Origin of the sequence: Algoriphagus taiwanensis, assembly GCF_036245645.1 — a bacterium.
GTDB lineage: Bacteria > Bacteroidota > Bacteroidia > Cytophagales > Cyclobacteriaceae > Algoriphagus > Algoriphagus taiwanensis.
In genome coordinates this window covers 61,387-87,316 of record NZ_BTPE01000007.1, presented here as the reverse complement: position 1 = coordinate 87,316, position 25,930 = coordinate 61,387, and the positions used below count along the sequence as shown (strand labels likewise).

At 43.5% G+C, this 25,930-nt stretch carries 25 protein-coding genes; 8 read left to right on the top strand and 17 right to left on the bottom strand.

All coding sequences use genetic code 11. The annotated features are described in order from the left end of the window. The first annotated feature begins 24 nt into the window (after window positions 1-24). The 4 genes from AAA938_RS11305 (at window position 25) to AAA938_RS11290 (ending at window position 4,564) form a co-directional block, all read left to right on the top strand. Entirely contained in the window at window positions 25-597 is a 573-nt protein-coding gene (locus tag AAA938_RS11305) for a gluconate 2-dehydrogenase subunit 3 family protein (protein WP_338228838.1), read from the top strand. Continuing rightward, on the top strand, window positions 590-2,299 hold the full coding sequence (locus AAA938_RS11300) for a GMC oxidoreductase (protein ID WP_338228837.1): 1,710 nt from the start codon (window positions 590-592) through the stop codon (window positions 2,297-2,299). Before AAA938_RS11305 ends, AAA938_RS11300 begins: the two co-directional genes overlap by 8 nt. Before the next feature lie 230 nt (window positions 2,300-2,529). Further along, window positions 2,530-4,053 carry a hypothetical protein gene (locus tag AAA938_RS11295; protein ID WP_338228836.1) on the top strand — a complete coding sequence of 508 codons (1,524 nt, stop codon included), beginning with the start codon at window positions 2,530-2,532 and terminating at the stop codon, window positions 4,051-4,053. After that, window positions 4,031-4,564, top strand: a complete 534-nt coding sequence (locus tag AAA938_RS11290; RefSeq protein WP_338228835.1) for a hypothetical protein — start codon at window positions 4,031-4,033, stop codon at window positions 4,562-4,564. Before AAA938_RS11295 ends, AAA938_RS11290 begins: the two co-directional genes overlap by 23 nt. A 170-nt stretch (window positions 4,565-4,734) precedes the next feature. On the opposite strand, the gene AAA938_RS11285 is transcribed toward AAA938_RS11290, so the two are convergent. Both AAA938_RS11285 and AAA938_RS11280 read right to left on the bottom strand, forming a co-directional pair. Further along, the gene (locus tag AAA938_RS11285) at window positions 4,735-5,682 is read right to left on the bottom strand and encodes a pyridoxal-phosphate dependent enzyme (RefSeq protein ID WP_338228834.1); all 948 of its coding nucleotides are present in this window, start codon (window positions 5,680-5,682) and stop codon (window positions 4,735-4,737) included. Between the two features lie 248 nt (window positions 5,683-5,930). Next, window positions 5,931-6,416 carry a peptide deformylase gene (locus AAA938_RS11280; protein WP_338228833.1) on the bottom strand — a complete coding sequence of 162 codons (486 nt, stop codon included), beginning with the start codon at window positions 6,414-6,416 and terminating at the stop codon, window positions 5,931-5,933. A 175-nt stretch (window positions 6,417-6,591) separates the two neighbouring features. Between AAA938_RS11280 and AAA938_RS11275 the strand changes: the two genes are divergently transcribed. Next, window positions 6,592-8,502, top strand: a complete 1,911-nt coding sequence (locus tag AAA938_RS11275; protein ID WP_338228832.1) for an ABC-F family ATP-binding cassette domain-containing protein — start codon at window positions 6,592-6,594, stop codon at window positions 8,500-8,502. A 144-nt stretch (window positions 8,503-8,646) separates the two neighbouring features. On the opposite strand, the gene AAA938_RS11270 is transcribed toward AAA938_RS11275, so the two are convergent. Then, window positions 8,647-9,363, bottom strand: a complete 717-nt coding sequence (locus AAA938_RS11270; protein ID WP_338228831.1) for a DNA alkylation repair protein — start codon at window positions 9,361-9,363, stop codon at window positions 8,647-8,649. A 122-nt stretch (window positions 9,364-9,485) separates the two neighbouring features. Between AAA938_RS11270 and AAA938_RS11265 the strand changes: the two genes are divergently transcribed. From AAA938_RS11265 to AAA938_RS11255, 3 genes are all read left to right on the top strand, one after another. Further along, a complete protein-coding gene (locus tag AAA938_RS11265) occupies window positions 9,486-11,504 on the top strand; it encodes an ATP-binding protein (RefSeq protein WP_338228830.1) in 2,019 nt (672 codons plus the stop codon). Continuing rightward, window positions 11,497-12,132 carry a response regulator gene (locus AAA938_RS11260; RefSeq protein ID WP_338228829.1) on the top strand — a complete coding sequence of 212 codons (636 nt, stop codon included), beginning with the start codon at window positions 11,497-11,499 and terminating at the stop codon, window positions 12,130-12,132. Before AAA938_RS11265 ends, AAA938_RS11260 begins: the two co-directional genes overlap by 8 nt. 103 nt (window positions 12,133-12,235) lie before the next feature. After that, window positions 12,236-12,511, top strand: coding sequence for a hypothetical protein (locus AAA938_RS11255; RefSeq protein ID WP_338228828.1), 276 nt, complete (start codon window positions 12,236-12,238; stop codon window positions 12,509-12,511). A gap of 13 nt (window positions 12,512-12,524) precedes the next feature. Here AAA938_RS11255 and AAA938_RS11250 read toward each other — a convergent pair whose 3' ends face one another. The 14 genes from AAA938_RS11250 to atpD form a co-directional block, all read right to left on the bottom strand. Then, the gene (locus AAA938_RS11250; protein WP_338228827.1) at window positions 12,525-13,385 is read right to left on the bottom strand and encodes a nucleoside phosphorylase; all 861 of its coding nucleotides are present in this window, start codon (window positions 13,383-13,385) and stop codon (window positions 12,525-12,527) included. Beyond that, the gene (gene trhO / locus AAA938_RS11245) at window positions 13,357-14,367 is read right to left on the bottom strand and encodes an oxygen-dependent tRNA uridine(34) hydroxylase TrhO (protein WP_338228826.1); all 1,011 of its coding nucleotides are present in this window, start codon (window positions 14,365-14,367) and stop codon (window positions 13,357-13,359) included. The genes AAA938_RS11250 and trhO overlap by 29 nt, the downstream gene beginning before the upstream one ends. A 102-nt stretch (window positions 14,368-14,469) precedes the next feature. Further along, window positions 14,470-15,105 (bottom strand): acetyltransferase, encoded by a 636-nt coding sequence (locus AAA938_RS11240; RefSeq protein WP_338228825.1) that lies wholly within the window; start codon window positions 15,103-15,105, stop codon window positions 14,470-14,472. A 57-nt stretch (window positions 15,106-15,162) separates the two neighbouring features. Next, on the bottom strand, window positions 15,163-16,458 hold the full coding sequence (locus AAA938_RS11235; protein ID WP_338228824.1) for a DUF2851 family protein: 1,296 nt from the start codon (window positions 16,456-16,458) through the stop codon (window positions 15,163-15,165). A gap of 74 nt (window positions 16,459-16,532) precedes the next feature. Continuing rightward, window positions 16,533-17,348, bottom strand: coding sequence for an orotidine-5'-phosphate decarboxylase (pyrF, locus tag AAA938_RS11230; RefSeq protein WP_338228823.1), 816 nt, complete (start codon window positions 17,346-17,348; stop codon window positions 16,533-16,535). Between the two features lie 38 nt (window positions 17,349-17,386). Beyond that, on the bottom strand, window positions 17,387-18,571 hold the full coding sequence (locus AAA938_RS11225) for an ATP-binding protein (protein ID WP_338228822.1): 1,185 nt from the start codon (window positions 18,569-18,571) through the stop codon (window positions 17,387-17,389). A gap of 67 nt (window positions 18,572-18,638) precedes the next feature. After that, the gene (locus tag AAA938_RS11220; RefSeq protein WP_338228821.1) at window positions 18,639-19,523 is read right to left on the bottom strand and encodes a lysylphosphatidylglycerol synthase transmembrane domain-containing protein; all 885 of its coding nucleotides are present in this window, start codon (window positions 19,521-19,523) and stop codon (window positions 18,639-18,641) included. 10 nt (window positions 19,524-19,533) lie between these two features. Next, window positions 19,534-20,526 carry a glycosyltransferase family 2 protein gene (locus tag AAA938_RS11215; protein ID WP_338228820.1) on the bottom strand — a complete coding sequence of 331 codons (993 nt, stop codon included), beginning with the start codon at window positions 20,524-20,526 and terminating at the stop codon, window positions 19,534-19,536. Between the two features lie 97 nt (window positions 20,527-20,623). Continuing rightward, entirely contained in the window at window positions 20,624-22,141 is a 1,518-nt protein-coding gene (locus AAA938_RS11210) for an ArnT family glycosyltransferase (protein WP_338228819.1), read from the bottom strand. A 61-nt stretch (window positions 22,142-22,202) separates the two neighbouring features. Beyond that, window positions 22,203-22,508 carry a ribosome hibernation-promoting factor, HPF/YfiA family gene (hpf, locus tag AAA938_RS11205; protein ID WP_338228818.1) on the bottom strand — a complete coding sequence of 102 codons (306 nt, stop codon included), beginning with the start codon at window positions 22,506-22,508 and terminating at the stop codon, window positions 22,203-22,205. Between the two features lie 36 nt (window positions 22,509-22,544). Beyond that, window positions 22,545-23,429: a tyrosine-type recombinase/integrase gene (locus AAA938_RS11200; RefSeq protein ID WP_338228817.1), complete on the bottom strand. Its 885-nt coding sequence runs from the start codon at window positions 23,427-23,429 to the stop codon at window positions 22,545-22,547. 119 nt (window positions 23,430-23,548) lie between these two features. Further along, on the bottom strand, window positions 23,549-23,743 hold the full coding sequence (gene rpsU, locus AAA938_RS11195) for a 30S ribosomal protein S21 (protein ID WP_338220684.1): 195 nt from the start codon (window positions 23,741-23,743) through the stop codon (window positions 23,549-23,551). A 122-nt stretch (window positions 23,744-23,865) separates the two neighbouring features. Then, window positions 23,866-24,114: an ATP synthase F1 subunit epsilon gene (atpC, locus tag AAA938_RS11190; RefSeq protein ID WP_338228816.1), complete on the bottom strand. Its 249-nt coding sequence runs from the start codon at window positions 24,112-24,114 to the stop codon at window positions 23,866-23,868. Between the two features lie 84 nt (window positions 24,115-24,198). Continuing rightward, window positions 24,199-25,701, bottom strand: a complete 1,503-nt coding sequence (atpD, locus tag AAA938_RS11185) for a F0F1 ATP synthase subunit beta (protein WP_338228815.1) — start codon at window positions 25,699-25,701, stop codon at window positions 24,199-24,201. Window positions 25,702-25,930 lie beyond the last annotated feature (229 nt).

The window sequence follows — 25,930 nt, the reverse complement described above, 5'->3', positions numbered from 1 at the left end:
CCCAATCTATCTATTTCCTTAATTATGAACCGACGTCATGCTTTGCGGCATATTGCGCTGATCTCCGGAGGACTTGCCCTGATTCCTTCCTGCGATTTCAGTAAAGAAGACATCCTCGCCGCGTACCAAAAACTCAAAGTTACTGCTTCCCAAAAAGCCCTTCTCGGAGCCATTTCTGATACCATAATCCCTGCAGGGGAGATCAAAGGGGCCTTGGATCTGGATGTAGCTGATTTTATCCTGGTCATGGTCAATGACTGCTTTACCAAGGAAAATCAGGAGAAATTCACCGCTGGTTTATCGGCTTTCCCGGATTATGTGAATCAAACGCTAGGCAAAAAATATGAAGCCCTTTCTGTGAAAGAAAAAGAGCAGCTGATCCTCGATGCCGCCAAATTGGAAGGGGATGATACCGAGGAGGGCAAGCGAAAAGCAGCCATCGCCTACTTTGTCAATTCCACCAAGCGATTTACCATCCAAGGCTATATGGCTTCCGAGTACATCCAAACTGAAATCATTCCTTACTCCCTTATTCCCGGCGAATACAATGGCGCCGTGCTAATCTCTGACCTTCAAAAACCTCGCATCAATGGCTAATCTGAATATCCGAAGCAAACAGGAGCGAACCTATCAAGCCATCGTCATCGGTTCGGGCATCAGTGGTGCTTGGGCTGCCAAAGAGTTTTGCGATTTGGGAGTAAAAACCCTTATGCTGGAGCGCGGCCGCAACGTGGAGCACAATGTAGATTATCCCACTACGAATATGCTTCCTTATGAATTTCCTCATCGGAATCAGATTCCTCAGGAGATTCAGGAAGCTAATCCAGTCATCAGCCGATGCTATGCTTTCCGTGAGGATGCGATGCACTTTTTTGTGAAAGACACCGATCACCCTTACGTGCAGGAGAAACCTTTTGACTGGATTCGGGGCTATCAGGTGGGAGGAAAATCCCTCCTTTGGGCAAGACAGGTGCAGCGTTGGTCTGATTTTGATTTTGAGGGTCCGGCACGGGATGGATTTGCTGTGGATTGGCCGATTCGGTACAAAGACATCGAAAAGTGGTACAGCCATGTGGAGAAATTTGCCGGAGTTTCAGGCTTCAAAGACGGCATCGCTCACCTTCCGGATGGGGAGTTTTTACCGGGTTATGAGCTGAATGTGGTGGAGAAATACTTTGCGGAGCAACTCAAAAAGCACTACGGCAATGACCGTCACATGATCTCTGCCCGCTGTGCACACATTCACGGCAATGCGGAATACTATGCGCAGCAAGGTCGGGCCATTTGCCAAAACCGAAACCTCTGCCAACGTGGTTGTCCATTCGGGGGGTATTTCAGCTCCAATTCCTCGACCATTCCTTGGGCTTTGAAGACGGGTAATCTAACCATCCGCCCTGATGCAGTGGTTCACTCCGTGATTTATGATGAGGAAAAAGGAAAAGCTACCGGCGTTCGTATCATTGACCGTTTGACCAAAGAGACGGAAGAGTTTTATGCCGATGTGATCTTTGTCAATGCAGCGGCATTAAACACCAATGCGATTTTGCTGAATTCGACATCCAATCGATTCCCGAATGGACTTGGAAATGACAATGGGCTTTTGGGTAAATACGTCGCTTTCCATAATTACAGAGCTCGAGTTTCGGGTGAATACGAGGGACATTCCGAATACACCACTTCAGGCGGTAGACCAACCAGCGGGTATTTCCCAAGATTCCGAAACGTGTACAAGCAGGAGACGGACTTCCTTCGAGGCTATGCTGCAGGATTCTCTGCCAGCCGTGGGGTAGGTCCGGATACCAGCGGTATCGGAATGGACTTGAAAAACAGCCTCCTCAATCCGGATAAGTACGGTCCGTGGAGAGTGGGTTCGCACATGATGGGGGAGACGATTCCTAAGGAATCTAACTTTGTCGCCCTCGATCCCAATCTGAAAGACGAATGGGGAATGCCGCAACTTCGCATCAGCGTGGATTACGATGAGAATGATGAGAAAATGGTTAAGGACTACATCGAGCAGATGACCGAGATGTTTACAAAAGCTGGATTTACCAATATCCAATCCAGCGACAGCAAGCAGGCACCTGGCTTGGACATTCACGAAATGGGCGGGGTACGAATGGGTAAGGATCCAAAAACCTCCCTACTCAATGCCAACCATCAACTTCATGCCGTGCCGAATGTCTATGTGACGGATGGAGCTTCCATGACTTCTACTTCTACTCAAAATCCATCTTTGACCTATATGGCTTTTGCTGCAAGAGCTGCGCATCATGCAGTGGCGGAAAGCAAGAAGTAAATGAAGAAGTATAAAGTATGAAATCTGAAAATGGGCCCAAGTCGAGAGATTTGGGCTTTAATTTTTTTAGTTTCAGTTTGTGAGTTACTGAGGTAATTTTTACATTATGAAATCTTTTAATTATTAATCTAACATTATTTTATGAAAAACACTTTTGCCCCCCCCCCCAGTACAAAAAAGTAGGTAGATCCGGATTTTTAGGTTTTCTAGCGCTCTTGATCACTTTGAATTTGCTTCTTAGTTCTTGTATACCAGAGCCAGAGGCGCCTAAAATCGAGATAACTGAAATCAATCAGCTCGCCAAGGTTAAGACTTGGTTTGAAGAAAACAAAACTAAACTCCGGCTTCCTGAACAGGGTTCCAACTATCGGACAGAATCCCAAGAACTTATCCTTCCTTTTTTTGAAAAAGAACCAGACTGGAACAAGTTTCATCATTACTATTTTCCAGATGGAAGGGAAGTATTTGAAGTAAGCTTGGAAAATGCAACCAAATATTTCCCCGCCAGTATGCTAGATAGCTTTCCTAACCAAAATCCAGCCAATTTTGTAGTTCAAAATATAATTTTTATCAAACATCCGACTGAGGATAGATTTGATCCATTGATTGCGAGATACTTTCCTAATGATGAGTATTCTATTGGAAAAATGAAAAATATCTCGTTCAATAGACTGAACCAATATTGGTCTGGCCAAATTGATATTTTCACCTACGATGAACATCATTTTATAGGATTCCAAATAAATGAAGGGCAAATAGCCCAAACAAATAGGTTTGGGACTCCGGGTAATTTAAGTTCTCGTGTTCTAAGTGATTGCCGACAAATCACTAGAGAAGTTGTTTGGACAAGTAGTTCCCCAGGTCCGGCTGATGATGATCCTCTAGGGCTTGGAGTAACTCTTCATTCAATCACTATTGTAGAAGTAATTTGTTCTGGTTCAATGGATAATAATCCTCCTCCTGGAGCAATAAATATTGATGGAGAATTCTATTATGAGTTTGCGAATGGAAATGAAGGCTGCACTGATTGTGATTATAATGTACCGATAATTAATAATCCAACAACCACTATTTTAAACCACCTTTCAAATCCCTGCGCAAGTTCGATCCTAAAAAATGTATTAAAAACTTCAAAATTAAGATCTAGCATTGGTCAATTAAATCAAATGAATGAAATTATTGATTTATTAGACAATGCCAATGGTTTTGAGTTTATAATTAAAAACTCAAATATAAGTAATTCTACTGATCGAGATATTAAGTTCAACATTTATACGGGGAAAAATGAAGTAACAATTAATCTAAATAATAATTATTTGGAGACTGCAACAAAATTATCTATAGCTAGAACCATTCTTCATGAAATTGTTCATGCATATTTATTGTATGTAGGATGTGCTCCTTTGGAGGAAGGAGTAATACAAAACGGGTTAATGAATTATGCTTTAACAGTAGGATTAGATCTTGGAGATATTCACCATAATTTTATGGCTCAGTATGTGGATGCAATTGGGTACTCACTCGAACAATGGCACCTTGCAAATGGGGGGGCAAGTAATATCCCTTCCAGTTACTTTAAGGAAATAGCATGGGGAGGATTATCTGCAAAAAGTTTCAATTCAAGCAATAACCAATATGTATGGTTTGAGTCCTATAAAGTTTTAGTGCCTTCTGAAAGTGAGCGGATTAGAATTCATAATAATATAATAAATGAATATGTTAATAATAGTGATGCTAAAACTGATCCTTGTTAACTCGATCCTACTTGGATTTGGAGTAATGCAATGCAAAAATTCTAGCGAATATGATTTAATCAACTATCTCTCCTGCGGGGTAAATAATAATATATTAATAGACGAAGAGTCACTTATCTGGAAAGACTGGGGTTTTGATTCTTATTCAGATTTACCTACAAAAAATATTAATTCAAGAGGAGGATTTCAAACCTTTGATTTAGATAGCTCTTTGACTCAAAAAGACAAAGAAAAAATTGAACATATTTTAGCATCCAAAGCCACCTTAAAAATCGAATTGGATAAACTTTCTTGCAAGGAAAAGCTATATAAAGCCCAAGGTTTTATACCTAAAAAGACCATTTATTCTTACTCGTATCCCATCTTATTAAAGGGGAAAAATCAAGAGTTTTATGGGATTGTTTTGGAACAAAAAACTTTTGAACTAAACAGTGAAATTAAGCTGAAAGTATTTGTGAGACAATCAGATTCTTGGGAGTGTGTTTACGAAGAATTACTAGGTTTTTCCTGAGAGTTTGGTAAATGATTGGCCCAATTCGAGAGATTTGGGCCTTTTCTATTTCTAGATTTTGGTTATTCTTGGTTTCAAAAAGATGGGGGCAAAATGCTGGTGGTTTGATGTTTTTGGGCATTCCTTTAGTGCTTACCACTTTTCTAAATTTCTTTTTTTTAAAAGAGTATTCAATCAAACGGCAACTTCCCTAAATCCACATTGCCACCAGAAAGGATAATTCCGACTTTTTTGCCAGCAAATCGGTCTTTATTTGCCAATAAGGCTGCCAAGGGAACCGCGCAGGAGGGCTCGATCACGATCTTCATCCGCTCATAGACCAATCGCATGGCATCGATAATCTGCGGGTCAGTGGCTAGCAGCATATCATCGACATAGTGTTGAATCAACTCAAAGTTGAGCTTACCCAATGAAGTCAAGAGTCCGTCAGCGATGGTGTTGGGCCCGGTTTGTGGAATAATATGTCCAGCATGAAAAGAGCGATAGGCATCGTCCGCTCCGGCAGGTTCACCGGCGATAACTTCGATCTCTGGATTCAAGTAGTGAGCTGTCAGAGCTGTTCCTCCCAAAAGCCCTCCTCCTCCGACAGGTGCCATGACGATTTCCAAATCAGGTTGATCTTCTAGAAGTTCCAAGGCACAGGTGGCCTGACCCTCGATCACATCCATAAAATCATAAGGAGGGATAAAAGTGGCTCCTGTACGATCTACGACTGCCTCGAGGGTAGTTTCCCGGGCTTTGAGATTGGGTTCGCATTCGATGATCTCTCCTCCGTAGCCTTTGACTGCTTTCTTTTTGATCTCGGGCGCATTGGAGGGCATCACGATATAGGAAGGAATTCCCGCCACGCTTGCGGCTCGGGCGAGGGCGGCTGCATGATTTCCCGAAGAGTGCGTAGCCACACCCTTAGCTCGTTCTTCAGGGCTGAGTTTCATGACCGCATTGGCAGCGCCTCGGGCTTTGAAGGCACCGACTTTTTGGAAATTTTCGCATTTGAAAAAGATCTCACAGCCTGCAATTTCATTGATCGCGGAGGAAGTCAAGATGGGCGTGCGATGGATAAAGGGCTGAATGCGGGCATGTGCCGCTCGGATATCGGAAAGGGTCGGGAAGTTCATGGGATAAAGATAGGAGAAGGGAAATACAATGAAAATACAGTTGAAATACAATTGAAAAACACTCCGCTTCGCTCCGTAAAAAAATGAAACCCTGAGATCAGATCGGCTCAAAAATTTCAAAAAATCGATTAAATACGGCTCAATTTTATCTGATTTTGAACTCTATTTCTTAGAAAAATGAGCCGATAATTGATATTTCATCCTACGAAGTCGGATCTATTTCTATTGTATTTCAATCATATTTCCCTCTATCCCTTCCACTTAAAGCTCTTCTCATCAATAGCCCGCATGGTGCACAGCACTCCGTCAAGGTGATCGTATTCGTGCTGAATGAGTTCTGAGACCGCACCTTCTACCGTCCAGCTTTGCTTTTCCCAGTTTTCATCCAAGTATTCCAAGGTTAGGCTTTGGTGGCGCTTTACTTTCACCAGTAGATTGGGAAAACTCATGCAATCATCCCAAAGCTCAAAAAGCTCCTCGCTGAGTACTTTCAATTCCGGATTGAGAATGATGTATGGACGATCCAAATTCAGGTAAAACATCCGTTTCATGATCCCCAATTGCGGTGCGGCGATTCCCCTGCCAAATCCATACACCCGACGGATGTCTTCCATAGCTTCGTGCAGCTGTTGAGTCCATTCCGGTACCAAAGTGAGGTCTGATTTCAGGACTGGTTCGCATACTTCGTAGAGTCTAGGATCGCCGAGTTTGAGGATGTCGTGGATGGTTTTCATGGGACTAAAATAAATATGCTTTGCGAAATACAGTAGAAATAAACCTCCCTACGGTCGGTGAAATACTTATAGCCTTAAATAAGGAGTTTTCCATAGTTTTTTCGTTTGATAAAGGAGGCCCTATTTCGATTGTATTTCTACCGTGTTTCAAGAGTAATTCCCTTACTTTTGCGGCATGAATTACCTTTCGGTTGAAAATCTCAGCAAAGCTTTCGGGGAACGGAAGCTTTTTTCAAATATCTCTTTCGGTATTTCCCAAGGTCAAAAAATCGCCTTAGTGGGAATCAACGGGGCGGGAAAGTCCACGCTGATGAAAATCATCATGGGTCAGGAAATCCCTGATACTGGCCAAGTGGCAATTAACAACTCCGTGAAGATTGCTTATGTGCATCAGAATCCGGTTTTTGAATCCAATCTGACCATTTATCAGACCATTTTTGACCAGAGCAATTCAGAGGTACTGCGTGTGATTGAGGACTACCACAAAGCCATGTTGGACTCCGAGCGTGGCATCGACAATTCCGCTCAGATGGCTAAACTGTTCGAGAAAATGGATGCGCTTCAGGCTTGGGATTTTGAATATCAGGTGAAAGAGGTTTTAGGAAAGTTAGGTCTTCACGACACCGAGCTTCCTGTGGGCAACCTCTCGGGGGGTCAGCGCAAGCGGGTGGCTTTGGCCAAAGCCATTTTGGAGAAGCCGGACTTGCTCCTGCTCGACGAACCTACTAACCATCTGGATTTGGAGACGATCGAGTGGCTGGAAGATTATTTAGCTAAGGCCAACCTGTCCATCTTTATGGTCACCCACGACCGGTACTTTTTGGATAAAGTGACCAACGAAATTCTGGAACTTGATCAAGGGAAAATCCACCGTTACCAAGGCAACTACGGCTACTTTTTGGATAAAAAAGCTGAGCGACTTCAGATTGAAGATATTGAAATCGAAAAGGCAAAAAGCCTATACAAAAAAGAACTCGATTGGATTCGCCGACAGCCCAAGGCCCGAGGCACCAAGGCCAAGTATCGGGTGGATGCTTTCGAAGAAACCAAGGAAAAGGCCTTTACCAAGCGCGAGGAGCGGGATATTGAGTTAACTGTTTCGACACAACGGCTTGGAAATAAGATTCTCGAAATTGATAAAATCAGCAAGTCTTTCGATGACAAAACCCTCATAAAAGACTTTTCTTATATTTTCAAAAAGAAAGATCGTGTGGGGATAGTCGGGCCAAATGGTGCTGGAAAGACGACTTTTCTCAAAATGATCACCGGACTTCTTGATCCGGATTCTGGAAAAGTAACAGCTGGTCAAACGACTGCTTTTGGCTACTATCGTCAGGAAGAGGACCGATTTGATGAGGAAAAACGGTTGATTGATGTGGTCAAGGAAGTGGCAGAAGTCGTGGTACTGGACAAAGGACAGACGATCACCGTGAGTCAGTTTTTGACGCAGTTTGGCTTTCCTCCCAAGCAGCAGTTTACTCCGATCGGAAAGATGAGTGGAGGAGAACGGCGCAGATTGCAGTTGCTTATGGTCTTGATTAAGAATCCCAACTTCCTCATCCTCGACGAACCGACCAATGATCTGGACTTGATGACTTTGAATATTCTGGAGGAGTTTTTGGATGATTTTCCAGGCTGCCTGATCATTGTGTCGCACGATAGATACTTTATGGATCGACTGGTGGAGCACTTGTTTGTCTTTGAAGGAGAGGGAGTGATTCGGGATTTTCCAGGGAATTATACCGATTTCAGGGAATGGGAAAAAGAAAACAGTATCAAGTATCAAGACTCAAGTATCAAGACCGAAGAAGCAAGAAGCGAGAAGCAAGAAGCAAGTGTCGTGAAATCTGAGTCTACTTCGAAGGCAAAAGCTAGCTATAAGCAAAAGCAAGAATTCAAAAAAATCAATGAGACCATCGCCAAGCTTGAAGAGGAAAAGGTCAAGATCACGGATCAAATCGCTGCCGGTACCTCAGATATGGATCAATTGATGACTTGGACCAATCGTCTGCAAGCCATCGACAGAGAATTGGAAGAATTGGAACTGGCTTGGTTGGAACTGAGTGAATTGGAAGGGATTGAATAAAAGTGAAATACAGTGGAAATGCTGTAGAAATAAGTCTTCCTGCGTCAGGCGTAATATTGCACTTTTGGAAGGTATCAAAAGTATCGAAGTTCTTATTTCAATAGTATTTCACGAAGCGAAGCGGAGTCTATTTCAAACGTATTTCTAGATATTTCCCTTCAAAAAATCCTGCCTTAATTCTTCAGGAAACTTCTCAATCGCATAACGCAAAGCCGTCCTAGGCATAGTTTGGTAGTGTTCTTTCAAAAACCCCAGTTCTACCTCAAAATCCCGATTACCGATCTCCCGAAGCATCCAGCCAACCGCCTTATGCATCAGGTCGTGGGAATGGTTTTTTAACTTTTCGGCTAAGGCCAAGGCATCGGCAAACTCTCCTTTTTTGATCCAAAAATAGCTACTGATCATTGCTATTCTCTGCCTCCAAAGGTGACCGGAATCAGCCAATTCGTAAAAAAGGGATTTGTCCTGCTTCCGGTAAAAATGACCAAGAATGTGATGGCAAGAGCTATCCACCAAATCCCAGTTATTGACATAGTCCAAATGGGAAAGGTAAAAGTCCACCAAATCCTTTTGATTCGCTTCAGACTTGGTCTTTTCATACCGATAGACCAAGGCCAAAAGTCCGGTGAGACGGACCTCATGGTAGGGGTGTTGAATCAGTTTTGAAAGCTCATCCAATTCGATAAATCGATAAACTTTTTTTGCCACTTTTCGCTGATGGGGTACTTTGACTCCCAAAAAGAGATCTCCTTCTCCGTATCCTCCTGGGAAAGCTTTAAAAAATTTGGGAAAGAAAGAAGCTTTTTCGGGGAAAGAGTGATTCTTCAACTCTTCGATCACGTAGGCAAGGCTTGGAGACATTGATTGGAATTAATAAGGATACTTCTCCGAATAAATTTGCTGGAATGAGGTTGAAAGTAACCTTTTTTTAGCTGCTGAGTTAAAAAATCTGTTTTCCTATATTTCAATTGATATCTTTAACTATGCAATTGAATAATATCAAACTTTTTATTTGCTGCCTTTTTTTTGCTCCTCTAGCTGCTGTTTTTGCCCAAAAAAGAGACAGCTTAGAACAAGTTTTGGAAGGAGGTAATCTTACTAGCCAAGAGGAGCTTTCTACTCTCGAAATGCTTTATCAGGAGACTCCTGAAGAAGATTCTCTTTCTGGAGTTTACTTGAGAAGGCTTTTGGAATTGACCCGAAAACTGGATGATAAGGATAAGTTTGGAAGCTGGGCGGTTGCTTTTTTTCACTCCCAATCCCCAGGAGTACAATCTGTAGAGGAGAAAATTAAGTTTCTGAAGGAAGCCGCATCCCAAGAAGAAAAAATTCAGGATTCCCGGGTCAAAGGAAATGTTTACCTCAAACTAGGGGGCGCTTTTTTTAACCTTTCCCGATTTGATTCTGCCATTTATTATTACCAGGAATCTATCTCACGATTTGGACCCGGGGATTCAATATTTGTTGCGGATGCAGAGTTTTTTGCCGGTCAAGCTTATGATTACCAGGGAGATTTGCTCAATGCGATGGAAAAGTACCAGCAAGCCAGAGATATCTATGAGTTGCTGGATGATAAAGACTATGTAAACTATGTGACTGGAGGGATGGCCATTCTTTTTAGCCGTTTTGGCATTTATGAAGAAGCCGATAAGATAAGAGAGACCTTGATTGAAGCCTATCGGGAATCAAATGAGTCTGGGGAAATCGGAATCCAGCTTTACAATCGAGCAGAGGATTTGCGAAAGCAAAACCGATACGATGAACAATTGGCCACACTTCTCCAAATTGAAGAAATGAGGCCTCTAGAGCCTGAGAGGCCCTATTTTGACCTTATGCTTACTATTGCATTTGCTAACTATTTTGGGAAAAAAGAGGATATTCAACAGCAACTTTCCTATTATCAAAAGGCAAAGGAGCTGATCCCCTCCGTTCCGCAATTTCTCGAAAACAATCCCTCTTGGCTCTATACGGAGGCTTTGTTAATGAGAAACCAAAGAAAAACTGAAGAAGCTAATCAACTGGCTATCGCCTACTTGAAAAAAGTCAAACCTACCAATGATATGGACCACATTATCCGAGGCATGGAGATAGTGGCTCAAACTTATGAGGATCTTGGTAGAACGAAGGAGGCCGCAGCCACCTGGAAGAACTTAAACAGCTTTAAAGATTCCCTCAACTCAGCGAATAAAACCACCACATTTGCCTACTATCAGACGCTCTATGAGACAGAGAAGAAAGAAAGGGAAATTCTGGACAAAACCAGGGAATTGGAAGAGGTCAGTCTCAAATCCGAAGCAAGAACCCGCTTGTTTCTGTTCGTAATCGGTGGATTGCTTATTGTAGGAGGTGGGGGATTTTTGACTAAAAGCCTTCAGCAAGCCAAAAAAGAGAAAAAACTTCAGGAAAGATTTTCCCATGAGTTGCTCATCAGTCAAGAAGAGGAAAGAAAACGAATATCCAAGGATTTGCATGATGGCTTGGGCCAAAGTCTCCTTTTGATCAAAAACAGAGTAGCCCTTAGCCGAGACGAAAATACAGGGGAAATGCTGGATACGGCTATTTCTGAGTTGCGGGCGATTGCAAGGTCTCTTCATCCCATGCAGTTGGAGAAATTGGGCTTGTCCAAAGCTACAGAGCAGCTTTTGGATCAGATAGACCGGGAAACAGAGCTATTTGTCAGCGCTGAGATTGATCAGCTGGATGACTCTCTCACCAAGGTGCAGGAACTCCACCTCTACCGGATTTTGCAGGAATGTCTGAATAATATTCTCAAACATGCGGAGGCTACTGCAATTCGGGTATGTCTCGGCCAAAAGGAAAATGAAATTCAGCTAAAAATCGAAGACAATGGAAAGGGCTTTGATTTTTCAGAGAGGTACCACGACTTCCAGAGTTTGGGATTAAAGACCCTAAAGGAGCGAACTGCGGCTATTCAGGGGATAATGAAGGTAAGCAGCGAAAAGGGGAAGGGGAGTCAATTTACATTTACGGTTTATGCCTGAGTCAATCACTACCATAATCATCGCAGATGATCATCCGATTCTGTTGAAAGGATTAAAAGATTTTCTTCAGGACTTGGGGCTTCATGTTTTGGCCACAGCCAGTGATGGAAAAGAGTTGCTGGAAAAGGTTTTGGAATTGAAACCGGAAATTGTTCTGATGGATTTGGAAATGCCCGGAATGACTGGTCTCGAAGTAGGAGAGAAAATGAATGAGCTCGGTCTGTCGACAAAAAAGATTCTATTGACTCTTCACAAAGAGCTTTTCATTCTTCAGAAAGCCAAGGAACTTCAGTTTTCAGGTTATATTTTGAAAGAGTTTGCCTTGGGAGAATTGACAGATGCTATCAGCATCATTAAAAAAGGGGGAAAGTTTTTTAGTGAAAAAATTTGGGAAAATGATCGAAAACAACCTTTGAAGGAGCTTTCCGAGCCATTAACGCCCTCAGAAACCAAGATTCTCCGCCTAATTGCTGATGGGCTATCCTCCAAGGAAATCGCGGACAAACTCTTCATCTCTGAAAGGACTGTTGATAAGCACAGGAGCAATGTGATTTCAAAGCTGAATCTGGAGAAAAAGCACAATTCTTTGCTTCTTTGGGCTCAGAGAAATCGGGATATCATAGGATAAAATTCAAAAAAAGAGATGTGAAGTCGAAAAATACGTGATTATACGTATTGAGACAGGAGATGCTTGTCTTTACTTTTACAAGAGTAATAACTCATTTTTAGCCATGAACATTTCTTCTCTAAACGGGACATTTAAAATTATTCAGACCGTAAAAAATCAGGACGAATTATTGGTATTGGGCTCCTGGGCAGATCTAATTAAGATATTTGACAGCAAGAGAACCTTTTGCGTAGACAAGCAAAAAGGCCTTTTCGGCATCTATCTATGTAAACAAGAGTGTGCAGATCTCTTGGCCTATTTGGTCCAAAATATAGATTACCATGAGTGGGAGGACTTTAGTCTGGAAAAAGTCACTCCTACCAGCAGATATCTAGCGTAAGGGTGATGACTTTTTAGACGAGCAACTTGAGCGCTGCCTGGATCAACCGATCTATGGATTTTTCAGCCTCCTTATCAAACTTTTTAAGCGGGCGATTAGCCACTATAGCATTCAAACTCAGCATTTCATGTCCTAGCAGAGCCCCCATGGCATAATATCCAGCAGTTTCCATTTCAAAATTGGTGAGCCTTTTTCCTTCCAAATTCAGAGCAGAAAGCCGCTCAATCATCCGGTCAAATCTCGGCTTGAGTCTCACCTCTCTTCCCTGGGGGGCATAAAAGCCCGGGCAGGTCAGTGTCACTCCCTTTACTACCTCCTCATCAAGCTTGCTTAGAAGGAGGGAAGAAGCTGAGGCCTGATAAGGCAAAAAGGACAAGTTTAGCTCAGCCTGAATGGCTTTTGCGATGCTTTGACCCTCATCCAATTCTGGATAGTAAGCCATCAGCGTATCCATTCCGATTCCAATCTCAGAGGCCAACATCGTTCCCACAGGCAAGTCCGCTTGCATACTGCCAGATGTGCCTATTCGAATGATTTGAAGACTGGTTTTTTCAGGTTTGATCAGTCGGGTTTCCAAGTCCACATTGACCAAGGCATCTAGCTCGGTCATCAGGATCTCGATGTTGTCGGTTCCCATTCCTGTACTCATCACGGTTACCCGTTTTCCACTCTTCCATCCAGTATGGGTTACAAATTCGCGTTTGCGAGTTTTGAAATCAATCTGATCAAAATATTGAGAAACCAAGGGAACACGGTCCGGATCGCCTACGGTAAAAACAGTTGAAGCCAGGTGTTCTGGCTTCAAATGCAAATGGTAAATACTCCCGTCAGGGTTGATGATCAGTTCAGACGCAGGAATTGGCTGATTCTCCATGGAGTTTTTGGATAAGGTCTTTGTTTGGCTTACGATGAAGTCCTTTGTAAGGATTGTATCCGTTGGTGTTTTTTTGGTAGTAGCCGGTGCCGTCGTAAGGTCGCTTTTCCGGGTGTTCTTTGCATTCTACCGAACAAGCACCTTCCAATTCCCAACCGCATTTTTCACAGATAGCCAAGTGTTCGTTGCAGCTTGGATTGGCACAGTTGACCATGCGATCGGAGGCAGTCCCGCAGACATGACAGGTGGAGATGATGGTTGGGTTGACCTTGTTGACATCCACTGCGATTCGGTTATCAAAGACATAGCATTTGCCTTCGAAGTCTTCTCCACCGGCTTCCATCCCGTATTTGATGATCCCTCCGTGAAGCTGGTACACATCTTCAAATCCTTGCTCCAAAAGGAAGGCAGAGGCTTTTTCGCACTTGATTCCTCCTGTACAATAGGTTAGTACCTTCTTATTTTTCAGGTGCTCGAGTTCCTTTACTTTCTCAGGAAAATCCCGGAAGTTGTCGATATCCAGCGTGATGGCATTTTTGAATCGACCGAGTTCATGCTCGTAATTGGATCGAACGTCCAGAATCACCACGTCTTCCTGATCCTTCATTTTTTTGAATTCTTCAGGCTCAAGATGCTTGCCGGTTTTCACATTTGGATCCAAATGGCGGAGGGATGAGTGTACGATTTCCGGCTTGTAGCGCACATGGATTTTAGCAAATGTGTGCGTGTCGTGATAATCGATTTTGAATTCGGTCTTGGCAAATCGGGGGTCCGACTTGACATAGGCCATGTACTTTTCACAGTCTTCGATAAGGCCGGAAACAGTTCCGTTTAGGCCCTCATCAGAGATGATGATCCTACCACGGATGTTGTTTTCTACGCAAAATAGGTGGTGTTCTTCCCGGTATTCTTCCGGGTTTTCGATCTGCGCGTAGCAGTAGTACAGCAGTACGCTGTAGGGTTTGTTTTGTGTGTTTTCCATAACTAGAGCCCTGTTTCGGCAGGGTGTTTTGGGGATATTTGATTTATGATATTTGATTTACGCATTTGAGGAAATGGAACCCAAAATTCGTAAACCTTACTATTATTTCACTTTTGAAGCGGGGTTTCCGAATACCGTTTCATTTTTCCCAACAGAGGAAATCACTACTGACCCAGCACCCACTCTGGCACCTTTGCCGATGGTCACTCCGGCTACGATAGTCACGCCCGAACCGATAAATGCTCCTTCTTCAATGTTCACTTCAGCATTGATAATGGAACCTGCACCGATTTGGACAAAGTCTTCGATTTTTGCCTGATGATCAATAATCGCACCGGTGTGGAAGATGCAATGACTTCCCACTTTGGCTCCAGCTCCTACCGTGACTTGGGCATTGATGAAATTTCCGTGCCCGATTTCAGCATCTGTGGAAATATAGGCCCGCTGATGAATAGCATTGACGGGTTGGACTTTTCTTCTCTCATGAAGCATCTCCACCAGGAATTTCCTGTATTTGGAATCATCAACGGCCACAAAAGCTTCTGTCTTTTTACCAATAAGCTTTAGAAACCCATCGTCTTCGGTATGGCCTAGTATCGGGACATTGTTGATTTCCGTGCCGTAAAGTGCCTCGTCCTCATCCAATAAGCCATAGACAATAACCTGATTACTGTTGAAAATTTCCAAGGCGGGGTGGGCTATTCCTTTAGCCCCCAGAATAATCACTGGATTTTCCATGAATTAATTGAAGTTTGGCCTGCAAAAGTACGGCAAATCACCCGCTTGCGCAATGAATCACTTAGATTGTCCCTTGAGCAGGCTTTGCCCAACCTTGCAGCTGAGGCATTTTTGGGGTTGGCAATAGCTTCGAAACAGTCCAATCATACCTTGCGAATCAAAAGCATTTTCAGCTTTCCAGGACTTCTCAGCGAATTTTCGGATGATGAAATTATTCTCCGCCGGAATGGTCTGCATTAGGTCAAAACAGCGCTCCTGCCACTCTGATTGCTCAAAATATCGACCATAAGAAAACCACAGAGGAATGACAAAATTAATGATCAACAACTCCAAAGCCTGCCCCGAAATACCTCTGGAAGCTGTTTTTTCAGAGGGTTTGCCAAAATTGTAATGATATTGCCAGTAGTCGGAGGGCTTGACTTGGAGGAGTTTTTTGAAAGCAGAAAACTCCCGACTGTCTTCCATTACGGCTTGCAAAAGGTTGGGTGCATGAGACAAAATAGAAGCCAGCTGGGCGATTCGAAGGGTGGGGAAATTGGTGGGCCTGGCACCCATAAAAGACCAATGCTGCCGGGTGAGTTTTTGAGACCAATTGAACTTTTTCTGATAAAAATCATACTCCCGAATCAGATGCTTGGCGTAAGGCTCCTCCGATTTTTCGGGCAAAAGTCCTGCTTGCCCTAAAAGCATAGCTTCCAGAGCTGAAACTTGAGTCCGGTGTTTTTGAAGGGTTTTGTAAGGAACCAAAGCTGCCAGCTCACTCATAGGGAGTGAATTCACCTTGAATCCAAAGCAGGTAAAAAGCCAGCGGTAGGCCGTTTCCTCCCAGTCTCCTTTGGTCTGATCGAGTACGGAAAGGATAAGCTTGGACTTTTCGACCAACCGGTCTACCAAAGCCTTTTCCAAGGCAGAAAAACGGATGATTTCCGGTACACCCTGTAAAGCGTGTGCGCAAGGAAGGTCAGATTTAAAATCGAGCAGATTTTCATAATTCCTCCAGATTTCCAAAAAAATCTTCCCTTTCAGTTCCAGAGTCGGCATTGGTGTGCCATCATTTCGAAATACTTCCCGGTCATTTTCCCAAACTACATGCAGGATGACCGAATTGTAAGCCGGGTCTCCTCCGTGGGCATGTTGCTTCCACTCCGATGCCAGTCGGTGTACTTCCACATGTCCATGGAAAGTAACTCCGTCTAAGACTAGAGAAGCATCTCGGAAGTCTGGTCCCTCTCCTTGGTTGTGAAACCCTACATTGTGGATTTGCAAATGCTGACCGTCTACGGTTTGTAGATCTTTACGGTCGAAGTATTGATACTTCCAGACCAGCTGTAAAAAGTCTTCCCTGAAGTTCATAAAAGTAGTTGACTAAAAGTTTATGGAATTTAGGGAGAAAAAATAAATGAGTCAACCCCAAAATAAACAGGACTTTAGAGATACTTATTCAGGAGATTTTCCATTTCCTCTTGAAGCTTTTTCGCTTCATTTCTTGCAGCTTTTGCAAAGTCCTTTTCCCCGGAAGCATAAATAATCCCCCGACTGGAATTCACTAAAAGACCGCAGGTGGAATTCATCCCATACTTGGCTACATCTGCAAGACTTCCTCCTTGTGCACCCACTCCCGGAACCAAAAAGAAATGTTTAGGAGCGACTTTCCGCACTTCTCCAATCAATTCGCCCCGGGTAGCGCCAACGACATACATGAGATTCTCCGGGCTTCCCCATTCCTGACTTTTTTCCAATACAGATTGATAAAGTGGCTTTCCGGATTTGTCCTCAATCAACTGAAAATCCAAGGAACCCGCATTGGAAGTCAAGGCCAGAAGAATCACCCATTTATTTTCAAACTCTAAAAATGGCGTTACCGAATCCTTTCCCATGTAGGGTGCCACAGTCACCGAATCAAACTTCATGGACTCGAAAAAGGCCTTTGCGTAGAGTTTGGAAGTATTTCCAATATCCCCTCGCTTGGCATCCGCAATGGTGAATACGTCATTTGGCATAATCTCAGCGACTTTTGCCAAAGTCTCCCAGCCCTTGGCTCCCAAAGCCTCAAAAAAAGCGATGTTTGGTTTGTATGCTACCGCAAAGTCAGCTGTTTCCTCAATGATGGCTTTGCAAAAGCTGAAAATAGGATCAGGTTCCGAAAGCAAGTGGGCGGGAATTTTCTCCAAATCCGGATCAAGACCTACGCAAAGGAAAGAGGATTTTTTCTGGATTTGGGTGAAAAGTTCGGATCGGGTCATGGGTTGGGGATTTTGGGCAAAGGTAGGGAAAATGGACTTTATCCATTTTCCCTTTGCAGATTTATCCTTTTCATCATTTCAGTCACTCCTGTGGCCAAGACCTTGTCTGAAAGAGGAAATTCTTCTTTGCCAGCATAAATGAAAAAGCGATGAGTCGCTTCCACATCTTCAGCTGCGATAGAAAAGCCTTTCGACAGTTTGGGGCTGAGGGTCCGCTTGATCTCGATTGCCCAAATCTGACTCCCTATCTGAATGACCAAGTCTAATTCTGCACCTGCTGAAGTGCGGTAAAACCCGAAATCAGCATTTTTAGGCAAAACCGATAGTAGCTGCTCGATCACAAAGCCTTCCCAGCTGAATCCTGCTACCGGATGGGCCAATAGATTATCCATAGTCCCGATTTGCAAAAGTGCATGAGTGAGGCCTGAGTCTCGGATATATACTTTGGGACTTTTGACCAAGCGCTTGCCTACATTACTCATCCAAGGTCTAATGGAGCGAATCAACAGCAGGTCTTCCAAAAGATCCATATAAGATTTGACCGTAGGGGAGCTAAGATCGAGGCTTGCCCCAAACTTGGAATGGTTGATCATTTGCCCCTGTTCATGGGCAAGCATTGTCCAGAGTCTTCTGAGACGGCTGCTTGGCATAAACTGGGCAATTTGCGGAATATCCCTCTCCAGATAAGTGGTGATAAAGTTTTGTCTCCAAGTCAAGCTAGCCTTGTCCGAACTCGCCAGAAAAGAATCCGGATATCCACCGCGAAGCCACAATTTTTCAAGATTTTTTTCTTCATCTCCTATTTCCAAAATCGTAAAGCCCGGCAATTCTTCATAGGCAATTCGACCTGCAAGACTTTCGGATGATTGTCTGATTAATTCCAATGATGCAGATCCTAAAATCAGAAATTGACAAGACCGAAATCCCTTCTTCCTTCTGCGATCAATGATGCCTCTTAACACTTGAAATAATTCTGGCATCCGTTGGATTTCATCCAAAATCATCAACTTGCCCCCATGAAGTTCAAAATACTGCTCAGGCTCAGTCAGTTTGGATCGATCACTTGGACTTTCCAAATCAAGATAAATGGACTCCTGATCAACCTGTTCTGCCAAAACTTGAGCAAGCGTAGTCTTCCCCACTTGTCTTGAACCCAAGATGGCAATAGCCGGAAAATCCGGCATCAATTCTCCAAGTCTATTGAAAAGTAATCTCTTAATCATCCTTGCAAATTTAAAATGACATTTTAAATTTGCAAGGATGATTTTTGTAAAAATGATTGGAAAACAGCTAGTTGTGATTTTTAGCTAAATCAACCTTAATAAAGGTTCCAGAAAGGGAAACTAAAGCCGAAATCAGAAAGAAAATCAAGCTGAAAGCTACCGCGGCGGTCTCCTCGATTCCTGCATAGGTATGAGCATAGACAAAAACAAGCTCTCTTGCACCTACCCCGCCAATCGTCAAAGGAAGTACGGCTACAATGGAGGAAAGTAAAAATACCAGTTGATAAGCGAGGATATTTTCGGAAATCCCCAATGCCAATAAGATAAACCAAGCGCAGAAAAGCTGAGCGAGCTGCCCGGCAAAGGACCAGGCATTAGCCGGCCAGAAGGAGGGTAGGAAGTCCCTGAAGAGGAACTTTTGAAGCAACCAAAAGGCAGGAATAGTCAAAATCAAACCAGCAATCATCAGCCCGTTCCAAAGACGGCTCTCCAAAAAATCAAGCTGTATATCCACCATAAGAAAGAGCACAAATAGCAAGAAAAAAATGGCGATTAACCCCCCTAGCCGATCCAGAAGAGCGGATTGAATTAATTTTTTTACCGGTGTTTTGAAGTGTTTATTTAGCAAATACACCTTGTATCCGTCTCCTCCGATTCCTCCAGGAAGAAAGAGGTTGTAAAACATGCCAATGAGGTAAAGCCTCCAGTTTTGGCTTTCTGAAAGGTAAATGCCGATGTCTTTGAAGTATAGATTGAGTCGGATGGAAGTCGCAACTTTGCTCAGGATAAATAGGAAAACAGCAGGAATAAGCCAGATGAGCTGGATTTCACCCGCCAAATCCAACAGCTGATCGGTATCAATTTTTCGGAAAACCAGAAAAAGAGCCAAGCCGGTCAGCAAGAGTTTTCCTGCTGTTTTGACTTCTTTTGAAAGTGGGCTTTTCCTCTCCAAGACCTTGCTTTTACTTTTCCTCAGTGGAGGGAATGACTTGGGGAGATTCTACCTTGGAGCTTTGCAAACCTTGGTATATGGAGCGAATGGTGTAGGTTTTCTTATTCTGAGATTCAAAATAAGTCCTGACAATAATTTCCGCGATGATTCCGGTCGTAATCATCTGAATACCCCCCAAAATCAGAATAAATCCAAGAATCATGATCGGTCTGCCCCAGATGTCTTCGCCCATGATTTTGAGAATGAGCAGATATAAGCTGATCAAAGAACCCAAGAAAAAGGAAATCAAGCCCAAGCCCCCGAAAAGGTGGATCGGACGCTGAAAATACTTCTGGAAGAAGAGCATCAGGATCAAATCCGCCAAAACCTTAAATGTCCGGCTCAGACCGTATTTGGAAGTGCCGTGAATTCTTGGATGATGCTTTACATCCACCTCGGTCATTTTTGCACCCTGCTGCTTAGCCAAAACAGGGATAAAGCGGTGCAGTTCTCCATAAAGCCCCATATTTTGGGCGATTTCAGCCTTGTAGACCCGAAGCGTGCAGCCATAGTCGTTGAGATACACTTTGGTGGTATTTCGGATGACCCAGTTTGCGATTTTGGAAGGAATTTTTCTGAGGACAAATCCATCCTTTCGTTTAGCCCGGCGACCAGCCACCACATCCCATTCTTCATCGATAGCCTTTTGAAGCATGGTTGGGATGTCTGTAGGGTCATTTTGAAGATCCCCGTCCATGGTGGCTATGTAGGTACCTACTGCACTGTCGATACCGGCTGCCAAGGCGGTGGTTTGCCCATAGTTTCTGTTGAAAATAATCAGACGGGTCCGGTCATTAGCGTACTTCTTGACCTCTTTTACCGTACCATCAGTCGATCCGTCTTCAATCAAAATCACCTCATAGTCGATTTCCGAAAGCGCGGCATAGGTAGCCTCCAAGAGTGGCTTGATATTTTCTTCTTCGTTGTAGACCGTGATGACTACGGATAAAAGTGGCTGGTTCATGAGATAAAATTTGGTCAAAAATACCCAGAAATCCTTGGGTGGGCAAAATCATGGCCTTAAATAGACCATTGCCAAAGATTATTTTGATTTTTAACCCCTAAAATTTTCCTGTATCTACTGGAGTATAATCAAGAAGGTCCTCCCAAATTTGAATCTTGGTAAATCCCAAAGTGTCACTTCGGAATGCATGGGGGTACTTTTCCTCATAAATCAGTCGTCCAAAATTCGTAACCGATTCAGGAGATTCCTGACCTCTACTCACAAAAATGAAGGTTCTTTCCTGACCAATAAACTGATCCATTCCCGGCCAGAGGTCCCATTGGTTTTTGCGGGAGCCCATATTTATTGTGTAAGGTTGAGGATGCCCATCCACATAAAAGGCCAATTCGGAGGCCACATGGTAGCTTTCGCTGAAAAGTACTGGGGATGAAAGTCCAAGACTGTCTTGGAGAAAGTCTATCCGATTGCCCAAATCCTCGTAGCCGACCATGCGTTTGAAAATAGCCTTTTCTGCTTTGAAAATGGGGCCTTGGCTTTTCCATTGGAAGATATTGGGAGAAAGCAGGAGTATCTGAAGAGCCAAACTGACTCCCACAGCCCATGAGGTATATTTTTTCCATCCGGATTCCATATTAGCCACCACAGGTGCTAAGAAGACCGGAAAGGTGCTATAGGCAAAGCCGGGCCAGTTGACTTCTATCCAGGTAAAGAGACTAAGTCCTCCGAATCCCAAAAAGGTAAGGAGTCCCGGAAGTGCTACGTAAAAACTTGAAAGCTCTCTGGATCGGATTGTCTTTTTCACTGCAAAAAAGAAAAAAGGCAGGAAGAATACAGATACCATGGCCAATTGTCCACTTAGGTATTCCGAGGTCCTACTCACCAAAAGGCCCAAATCAAAGGGCTTGGGTTCTCCTCCGGAGGCTCCTCCCAAGGCAGCTAGGTGCTTAAAAGTGTAGAAATCGTTTTGCAGGTTCCAGATTAGGCTTGGAAGAAATCCCAAAAGAGAAATGCCAAGCAAAATCAGCCACTGCTTTCCCGCTTCTTTTAGCTTTCCTGAAAGGAAAAGGAAAATTAGAGAAGCCGGGAAGATCAAAATCATCGTTGCCTTTGACATGATTCCCAATGCTGTGATGAGTCCTGCCGCGACCCAAAGTGAGGTTTTGTTTTCCTGAATAGCTCGGTAAAGCATAAACCAAGCCCAAGTCCAGAAAAAGGTCATGGACGTATCCGTGGTATGAAAAGTGAATTCCAGCAGGTGAATAGGCATACCCAAAAAAAGTAGTCCAGCCAGACAGGCTGTTTTTTTGGAAGAGTAGAGGTAGTCGGTGAAGCGAAATACAATCCAGGCTGTCCCCAATCCGGCTAGAATAGGAATCATTCGTATGGCCACTTCCTTATGCCCCAAGATACCTGTACTGATGAAATTGAGCACGGCTACCATAGGTGGCTTGGAATAATAATGCCAATCCAGATTTCTGGACCAGAGCCAGTATTGGGCCTCCTCGGTGAAAAGGTCCAATTCCGGCCGAAAGGCAAAAAACAGCTTAATGACTGCAAGGGCCAGATTCACAGACCAAAAAATGAGGAGATACTTTTGTGGAGATGGATTTTTCATAACCTGCTTGAAAAACAAAACCCTCAGTTTCCTGAGGGTCTGATGCAAATTTGGCTAAAACTTATTGCTTGGCCAAGACTACTTTTTCTTTATACTTTTTGATTTGTCGTCGGAGACCTTCTACTGCTTCATCAGCGGCGGCCTCGAAGGAATCATCCTGATGCTTTGCAAAAAACTGCTTGCCGGGTACATTCAGTTTGATTTCGACAATTTTATTCTCATTTTTTTCATGTTTATCCAGTCTCATAAAAACTTCTCCATCAATGATCCGGTCGTAGAAGGTATCCAGTTTATCAGCCTTCTTTTGAATAAAGTCGATCAGCTTTCGGTCAGCGTCGAAGTGGATGGAGTGCATTTGCAGTTTCATAACGATTTGCATTTAGTGGTTGAACAATTGATTTATTTACGCTTTAGGATGTGCCTGTTCAAACACAGCCTTCAGTTTTTCCATGGAGTTGTGGGTGTACACCTGAGTCGCGGCTAGATTTGCATGGCCAAGAAGGTCCTTGACCGCATTCAGATCCGCTCCTTTGTTGAGTAGATGGGTGGCAAAGGTGTGACGTAGGATATGGGGACTTCGTCGCGTATTCTGCGCAAAAAGATCCAAGTAATGTCTGACTATCCGATAGATCATCATAGAATAGCTTTGTTCCCCTTTGTTGGTTACGATAAAATAGGCATTCCCATCAAGTTTTGAAAACCTTTCCTCAAATACTTTTTGATACAGAATTATATTCTGAAGCAGGCCATTGGTGAGGGGAATGATTCGTTCTTTTTGTCTTTTCCCTAGCACCTTGACTTGCTTTTCAATCAGGTTGAGGTCTTTCCATTTCAAATTGACCAATTCAGAGAGTCGGATGCCCGTGAGATACAAAAACTCCAATACCATCCGGTCTCGCTGGCCTTCGAAAGTGGGTTCATAAACTTCTTCCTTCAAAACGTCCTCCAAGGTAGATTCTTGTACGAAATCGGGGAGTTTTTTAGGCGTTTTAAGGGATTTTAACTTATAGGTGGGGTCTTTGGTAATCAGCTTGGATCTGAGCAGGAATTTATAATAGGAGCGTAGCGTGGCCAATTTTCGATTGACCGTGGTGGCACTTAATCCCTGCTCTACCAAGTCAATGATCCATGCTCTTAGCTCGGCATGGGTGCACTGTTCCAAGTCGGAAATCCCGAAAGACAGATTAACAAATTCTGCAGCTTGTTCCAGGTCTTTTCTGTAGGCTAAAACAGTATGTGCGCTGCTGCGCTTTTCGAATTCCAGATAATTAATGAAAGAATCGATCATAAACTACTCTTACTTGATTTAAGGTAGACGAAAAATCAGGAAGATCAAGTGACAAAAATCATTTATACAAAAAAAACCTGCTCGCGGGAGCAGGTTTCTATGGTTCATCTCAAATGGGATTACTTGTTTGCTTCGTTTTGAAGTCTTTGCTTGTAAGCCGCTTTGATGACTTGATCTCTTCTTTTTACGGAAGGTTTGGTGAAAGCCTGACGGGCTCTTAGTTCGCGAACCGCACCGGTCTTGTCAAACTTCTTTTTGAAGCGCTTCAGCGCTTTTTCGATGGATTCGTTTTCTTTTACGTTTACTATGATCATAAGTGTACACCCCCTTTCGTGGGGGCAAAGGTAAGGGAATAATTTTTAAAAGACTATGAATGAAGAAAAATAAAAAGTCCAACCCTCCCGAGTTGGACTTTTCTATTTTATATCGAATGGGTTTAGCTGATTACTTTTTCAGCCAAAACCACGATCACGTTATTTTTTACCTCAACCACGCCACCTTCTACAATCAGAGACTGTTTTCCACCATCTTTTGCAGTGTAGGATACAGCACCCTTTGCTAAAGCAGACACAATCGGCGCGTGATTATTCAGCACCTGAAAAGATCCTGATGCACCGGGGAAGCTGGCCTCGGATACCTCGCCTTCGAAGACTTTCTTGTCAGGAGTGATGATTTCTAATTGCATGTTTGTATAGTTATTGAGTTAGTAAGTTGAAAAGTTATTGGTCTCATTCTGAAACCAATAACTAATAACCCGTAACTAATTTTCTTATTTCACTTCAGCCAACATCTTTTCACCCTTAGCGATGGCATCTTCGATGCTACCTACCAAGTTGAAAGCTGCCTCTGGAAGGTGATCCAATTCACCGTCCATGATCATGTTGAAGCCTTTGATGGTGTCTTTGATATCAACCAATACCCCTTTCAAGCCGGTAAACTGCTCCGCTACGTGGAAAGGCTGAGAAAGGAATCGCTGAACTCGTCGAGCTCTATGTACGACCATTTTATCTTCTTCGGAAAGTTCTTCCATACCCAAGATGGCGATGATATCCTGCAATTCTTTGTATCGCTGAAGGATTTCCTTCACTCGCTGAGCACAGTTGTAGTGATCATCACCCAAGATAGCCGGGTCCAAAATTCGGGAAGTAGAGTCCAAAGGATCCACCGCAGGATAGATACCCAATTCAGCAATCTTACGGGACAATACGGTAGTGGCATCCAAGTGAGCGAAAGTAGTCGCAGGAGCCGGGTCAGTCAAGTCATCCGCAGGTACGTAAACGGCCTGTACTGAGGTGATGGAACCGTTCTTGGTAGAAGTGATTCGCTCTTGCATGGCACCCATTTCGGTAGCCAAAGTAGGCTGATAACCTACCGCTGATGGCATACGACCCAAAAGTGCGGATACTTCGGAACCAGCCTGAGTAAATCGGAAGATGTTGTCAATAAAGAAAAGGATATCACGTCCCTGACCTGTACCATCACCATCTCTGTAGTATTCTGCCAAAGTCAAACCAGTCAAAGCCACTCGTGCACGGGCTCCTGGAGGTTCGTTCATCTGACCAAACACGAAGGTTGCCTTGGACTCTTCCAGCTTTTTCAAATCTACTTTCGATAGATCCCAACCACCTTCTTCTTCCAAGCTATGGATAAAGTCTTCACCGTAGGTTACGATTCCAGACTCGATCATTTCTCTCAAAAGGTCGTTTCCTTCACGGGTTCTTTCACCTACACCTGCAAATACGGACAAACCAGAGTAAGCCTTTGCGATGTTGTTGATCAATTCCTGAATCAATACGGTCTTACCTACACCGGCACCTCCAAAAAGACCGATTTTACCCCCTTTTGCGTAAGGCTCGATCAAGTCGATTACTTTAATACCTGTATACAATACTTCGGTAGAGGTGGAAAGATCTTCAAATTTTGGCGCGGAGCGGTGGATCGGTAGACGCTTTCCAGCTGGTACCTGTGGCAATCCATCGATTGCTTCTCCTACCACATTGAAAAGACGGCCTTTGATTGCCTCACCGGTAGGAACAGAAATGGGCTGACCCATGTCTTTTACTTCCATACCTCTTACCATACCTTCGGAGGAGTCCATCGCGATGGTTCTCACTCGGTCTTCTCCCAGGTGCTGCTGAACCTCCAAAACGACGGTTTGGCCGTTTTCTTTGGTTACTTCCAATGCATCCAGGATGTTGGGTAACTTGCCGTCCTCAAAGGAAACGTCCACTACGGGCCCGATTACCTGAGTTATCTTTCCAATATTTGCCATTTGATTAGATGAAATGTAAAAAGGATACGCTTTTTTAATTCGTGCGCAAAATTAGTCATAAACAGCTAATCCCAAAGGATATTTGGAAAATTAATCCCGAATGTCTCTCTTTTCCTCAGCAGACCTGCACCTAGCCTTTTCAGCCGAAGATTTTTCCTTTTTCTCTAATCTATAAATCCGGCCTAGGGGATTGATAAAATTATTTCATTAAAATTTATTTGGACTGAAT

What these genes read in the sequence shown, in the direction of transcription:
- AAA938_RS11305 (WP_338228838.1), top strand. Translation starts at nt 25, where the DNA reads ATGAACCGACGTCATGCTTTGCGGCATATTGCGCTGATCTCCGGAGGA.
- AAA938_RS11300 (WP_338228837.1), top strand. Translation starts at nt 590, where the DNA reads ATGGCTAATCTGAATATCCGAAGCAAACAGGAGCGAACCTATCAAGCC.
- AAA938_RS11290 (WP_338228835.1), top strand. Translation starts at nt 4,031, where the DNA reads ATGCTAAAACTGATCCTTGTTAACTCGATCCTACTTGGATTTGGAGTA.
- AAA938_RS11285 (WP_338228834.1), bottom strand. Translation starts at nt 5,682, where the DNA reads ATGAACTTCCCGACCCTTTCCGATATCCGAGCGGCACATGCCCGCATT.
- AAA938_RS11280 (WP_338228833.1), bottom strand. Translation starts at nt 6,416, where the DNA reads ATGAAAACCATCCACGACATCCTCAAACTCGGCGATCCTAGACTCTAC.
- AAA938_RS11275 (WP_338228832.1), top strand. Translation starts at nt 6,592, where the DNA reads ATGAATTACCTTTCGGTTGAAAATCTCAGCAAAGCTTTCGGGGAACGG.
- AAA938_RS11270 (WP_338228831.1), bottom strand. Translation starts at nt 9,363, where the DNA reads ATGTCTCCAAGCCTTGCCTACGTGATCGAAGAGTTGAAGAATCACTCT.
- AAA938_RS11265 (WP_338228830.1), top strand. Translation starts at nt 9,486, where the DNA reads ATGCAATTGAATAATATCAAACTTTTTATTTGCTGCCTTTTTTTTGCT.
- AAA938_RS11260 (WP_338228829.1), top strand. Translation starts at nt 11,497, where the DNA reads ATGCCTGAGTCAATCACTACCATAATCATCGCAGATGATCATCCGATT.
- AAA938_RS11255 (WP_338228828.1), top strand. Translation starts at nt 12,236, where the DNA reads ATGAACATTTCTTCTCTAAACGGGACATTTAAAATTATTCAGACCGTA.
- AAA938_RS11250 (WP_338228827.1), bottom strand. Translation starts at nt 13,385, where the DNA reads ATGGAGAATCAGCCAATTCCTGCGTCTGAACTGATCATCAACCCTGAC.
- trhO (WP_338228826.1), bottom strand. Translation starts at nt 14,367, where the DNA reads ATGGAAAACACACAAAACAAACCCTACAGCGTACTGCTGTACTACTGC.
- AAA938_RS11240 (WP_338228825.1), bottom strand. Translation starts at nt 15,105, where the DNA reads ATGGAAAATCCAGTGATTATTCTGGGGGCTAAAGGAATAGCCCACCCC.
- AAA938_RS11235 (WP_338228824.1), bottom strand. Translation starts at nt 16,458, where the DNA reads ATGAACTTCAGGGAAGACTTTTTACAGCTGGTCTGGAAGTATCAATAC.
- pyrF (WP_338228823.1), bottom strand. Translation starts at nt 17,348, where the DNA reads ATGACCCGATCCGAACTTTTCACCCAAATCCAGAAAAAATCCTCTTTC.
- AAA938_RS11225 (WP_338228822.1), bottom strand. Translation starts at nt 18,571, where the DNA reads ATGATTAAGAGATTACTTTTCAATAGACTTGGAGAATTGATGCCGGAT.
- AAA938_RS11215 (WP_338228820.1), bottom strand. Translation starts at nt 20,526, where the DNA reads ATGAACCAGCCACTTTTATCCGTAGTCATCACGGTCTACAACGAAGAA.
- AAA938_RS11210 (WP_338228819.1), bottom strand. Translation starts at nt 22,141, where the DNA reads ATGAAAAATCCATCTCCACAAAAGTATCTCCTCATTTTTTGGTCTGTG.
- hpf (WP_338228818.1), bottom strand. Translation starts at nt 22,508, where the DNA reads ATGAAACTGCAAATGCACTCCATCCACTTCGACGCTGACCGAAAGCTG.
- AAA938_RS11200 (WP_338228817.1), bottom strand. Translation starts at nt 23,429, where the DNA reads ATGATCGATTCTTTCATTAATTATCTGGAATTCGAAAAGCGCAGCAGC.
- rpsU (WP_338220684.1), bottom strand. Translation starts at nt 23,743, where the DNA reads ATGATCATAGTAAACGTAAAAGAAAACGAATCCATCGAAAAAGCGCTG.
- atpC (WP_338228816.1), bottom strand. Translation starts at nt 24,114, where the DNA reads ATGCAATTAGAAATCATCACTCCTGACAAGAAAGTCTTCGAAGGCGAG.
- atpD (WP_338228815.1), bottom strand. Translation starts at nt 25,701, where the DNA reads ATGGCAAATATTGGAAAGATAACTCAGGTAATCGGGCCCGTAGTGGAC.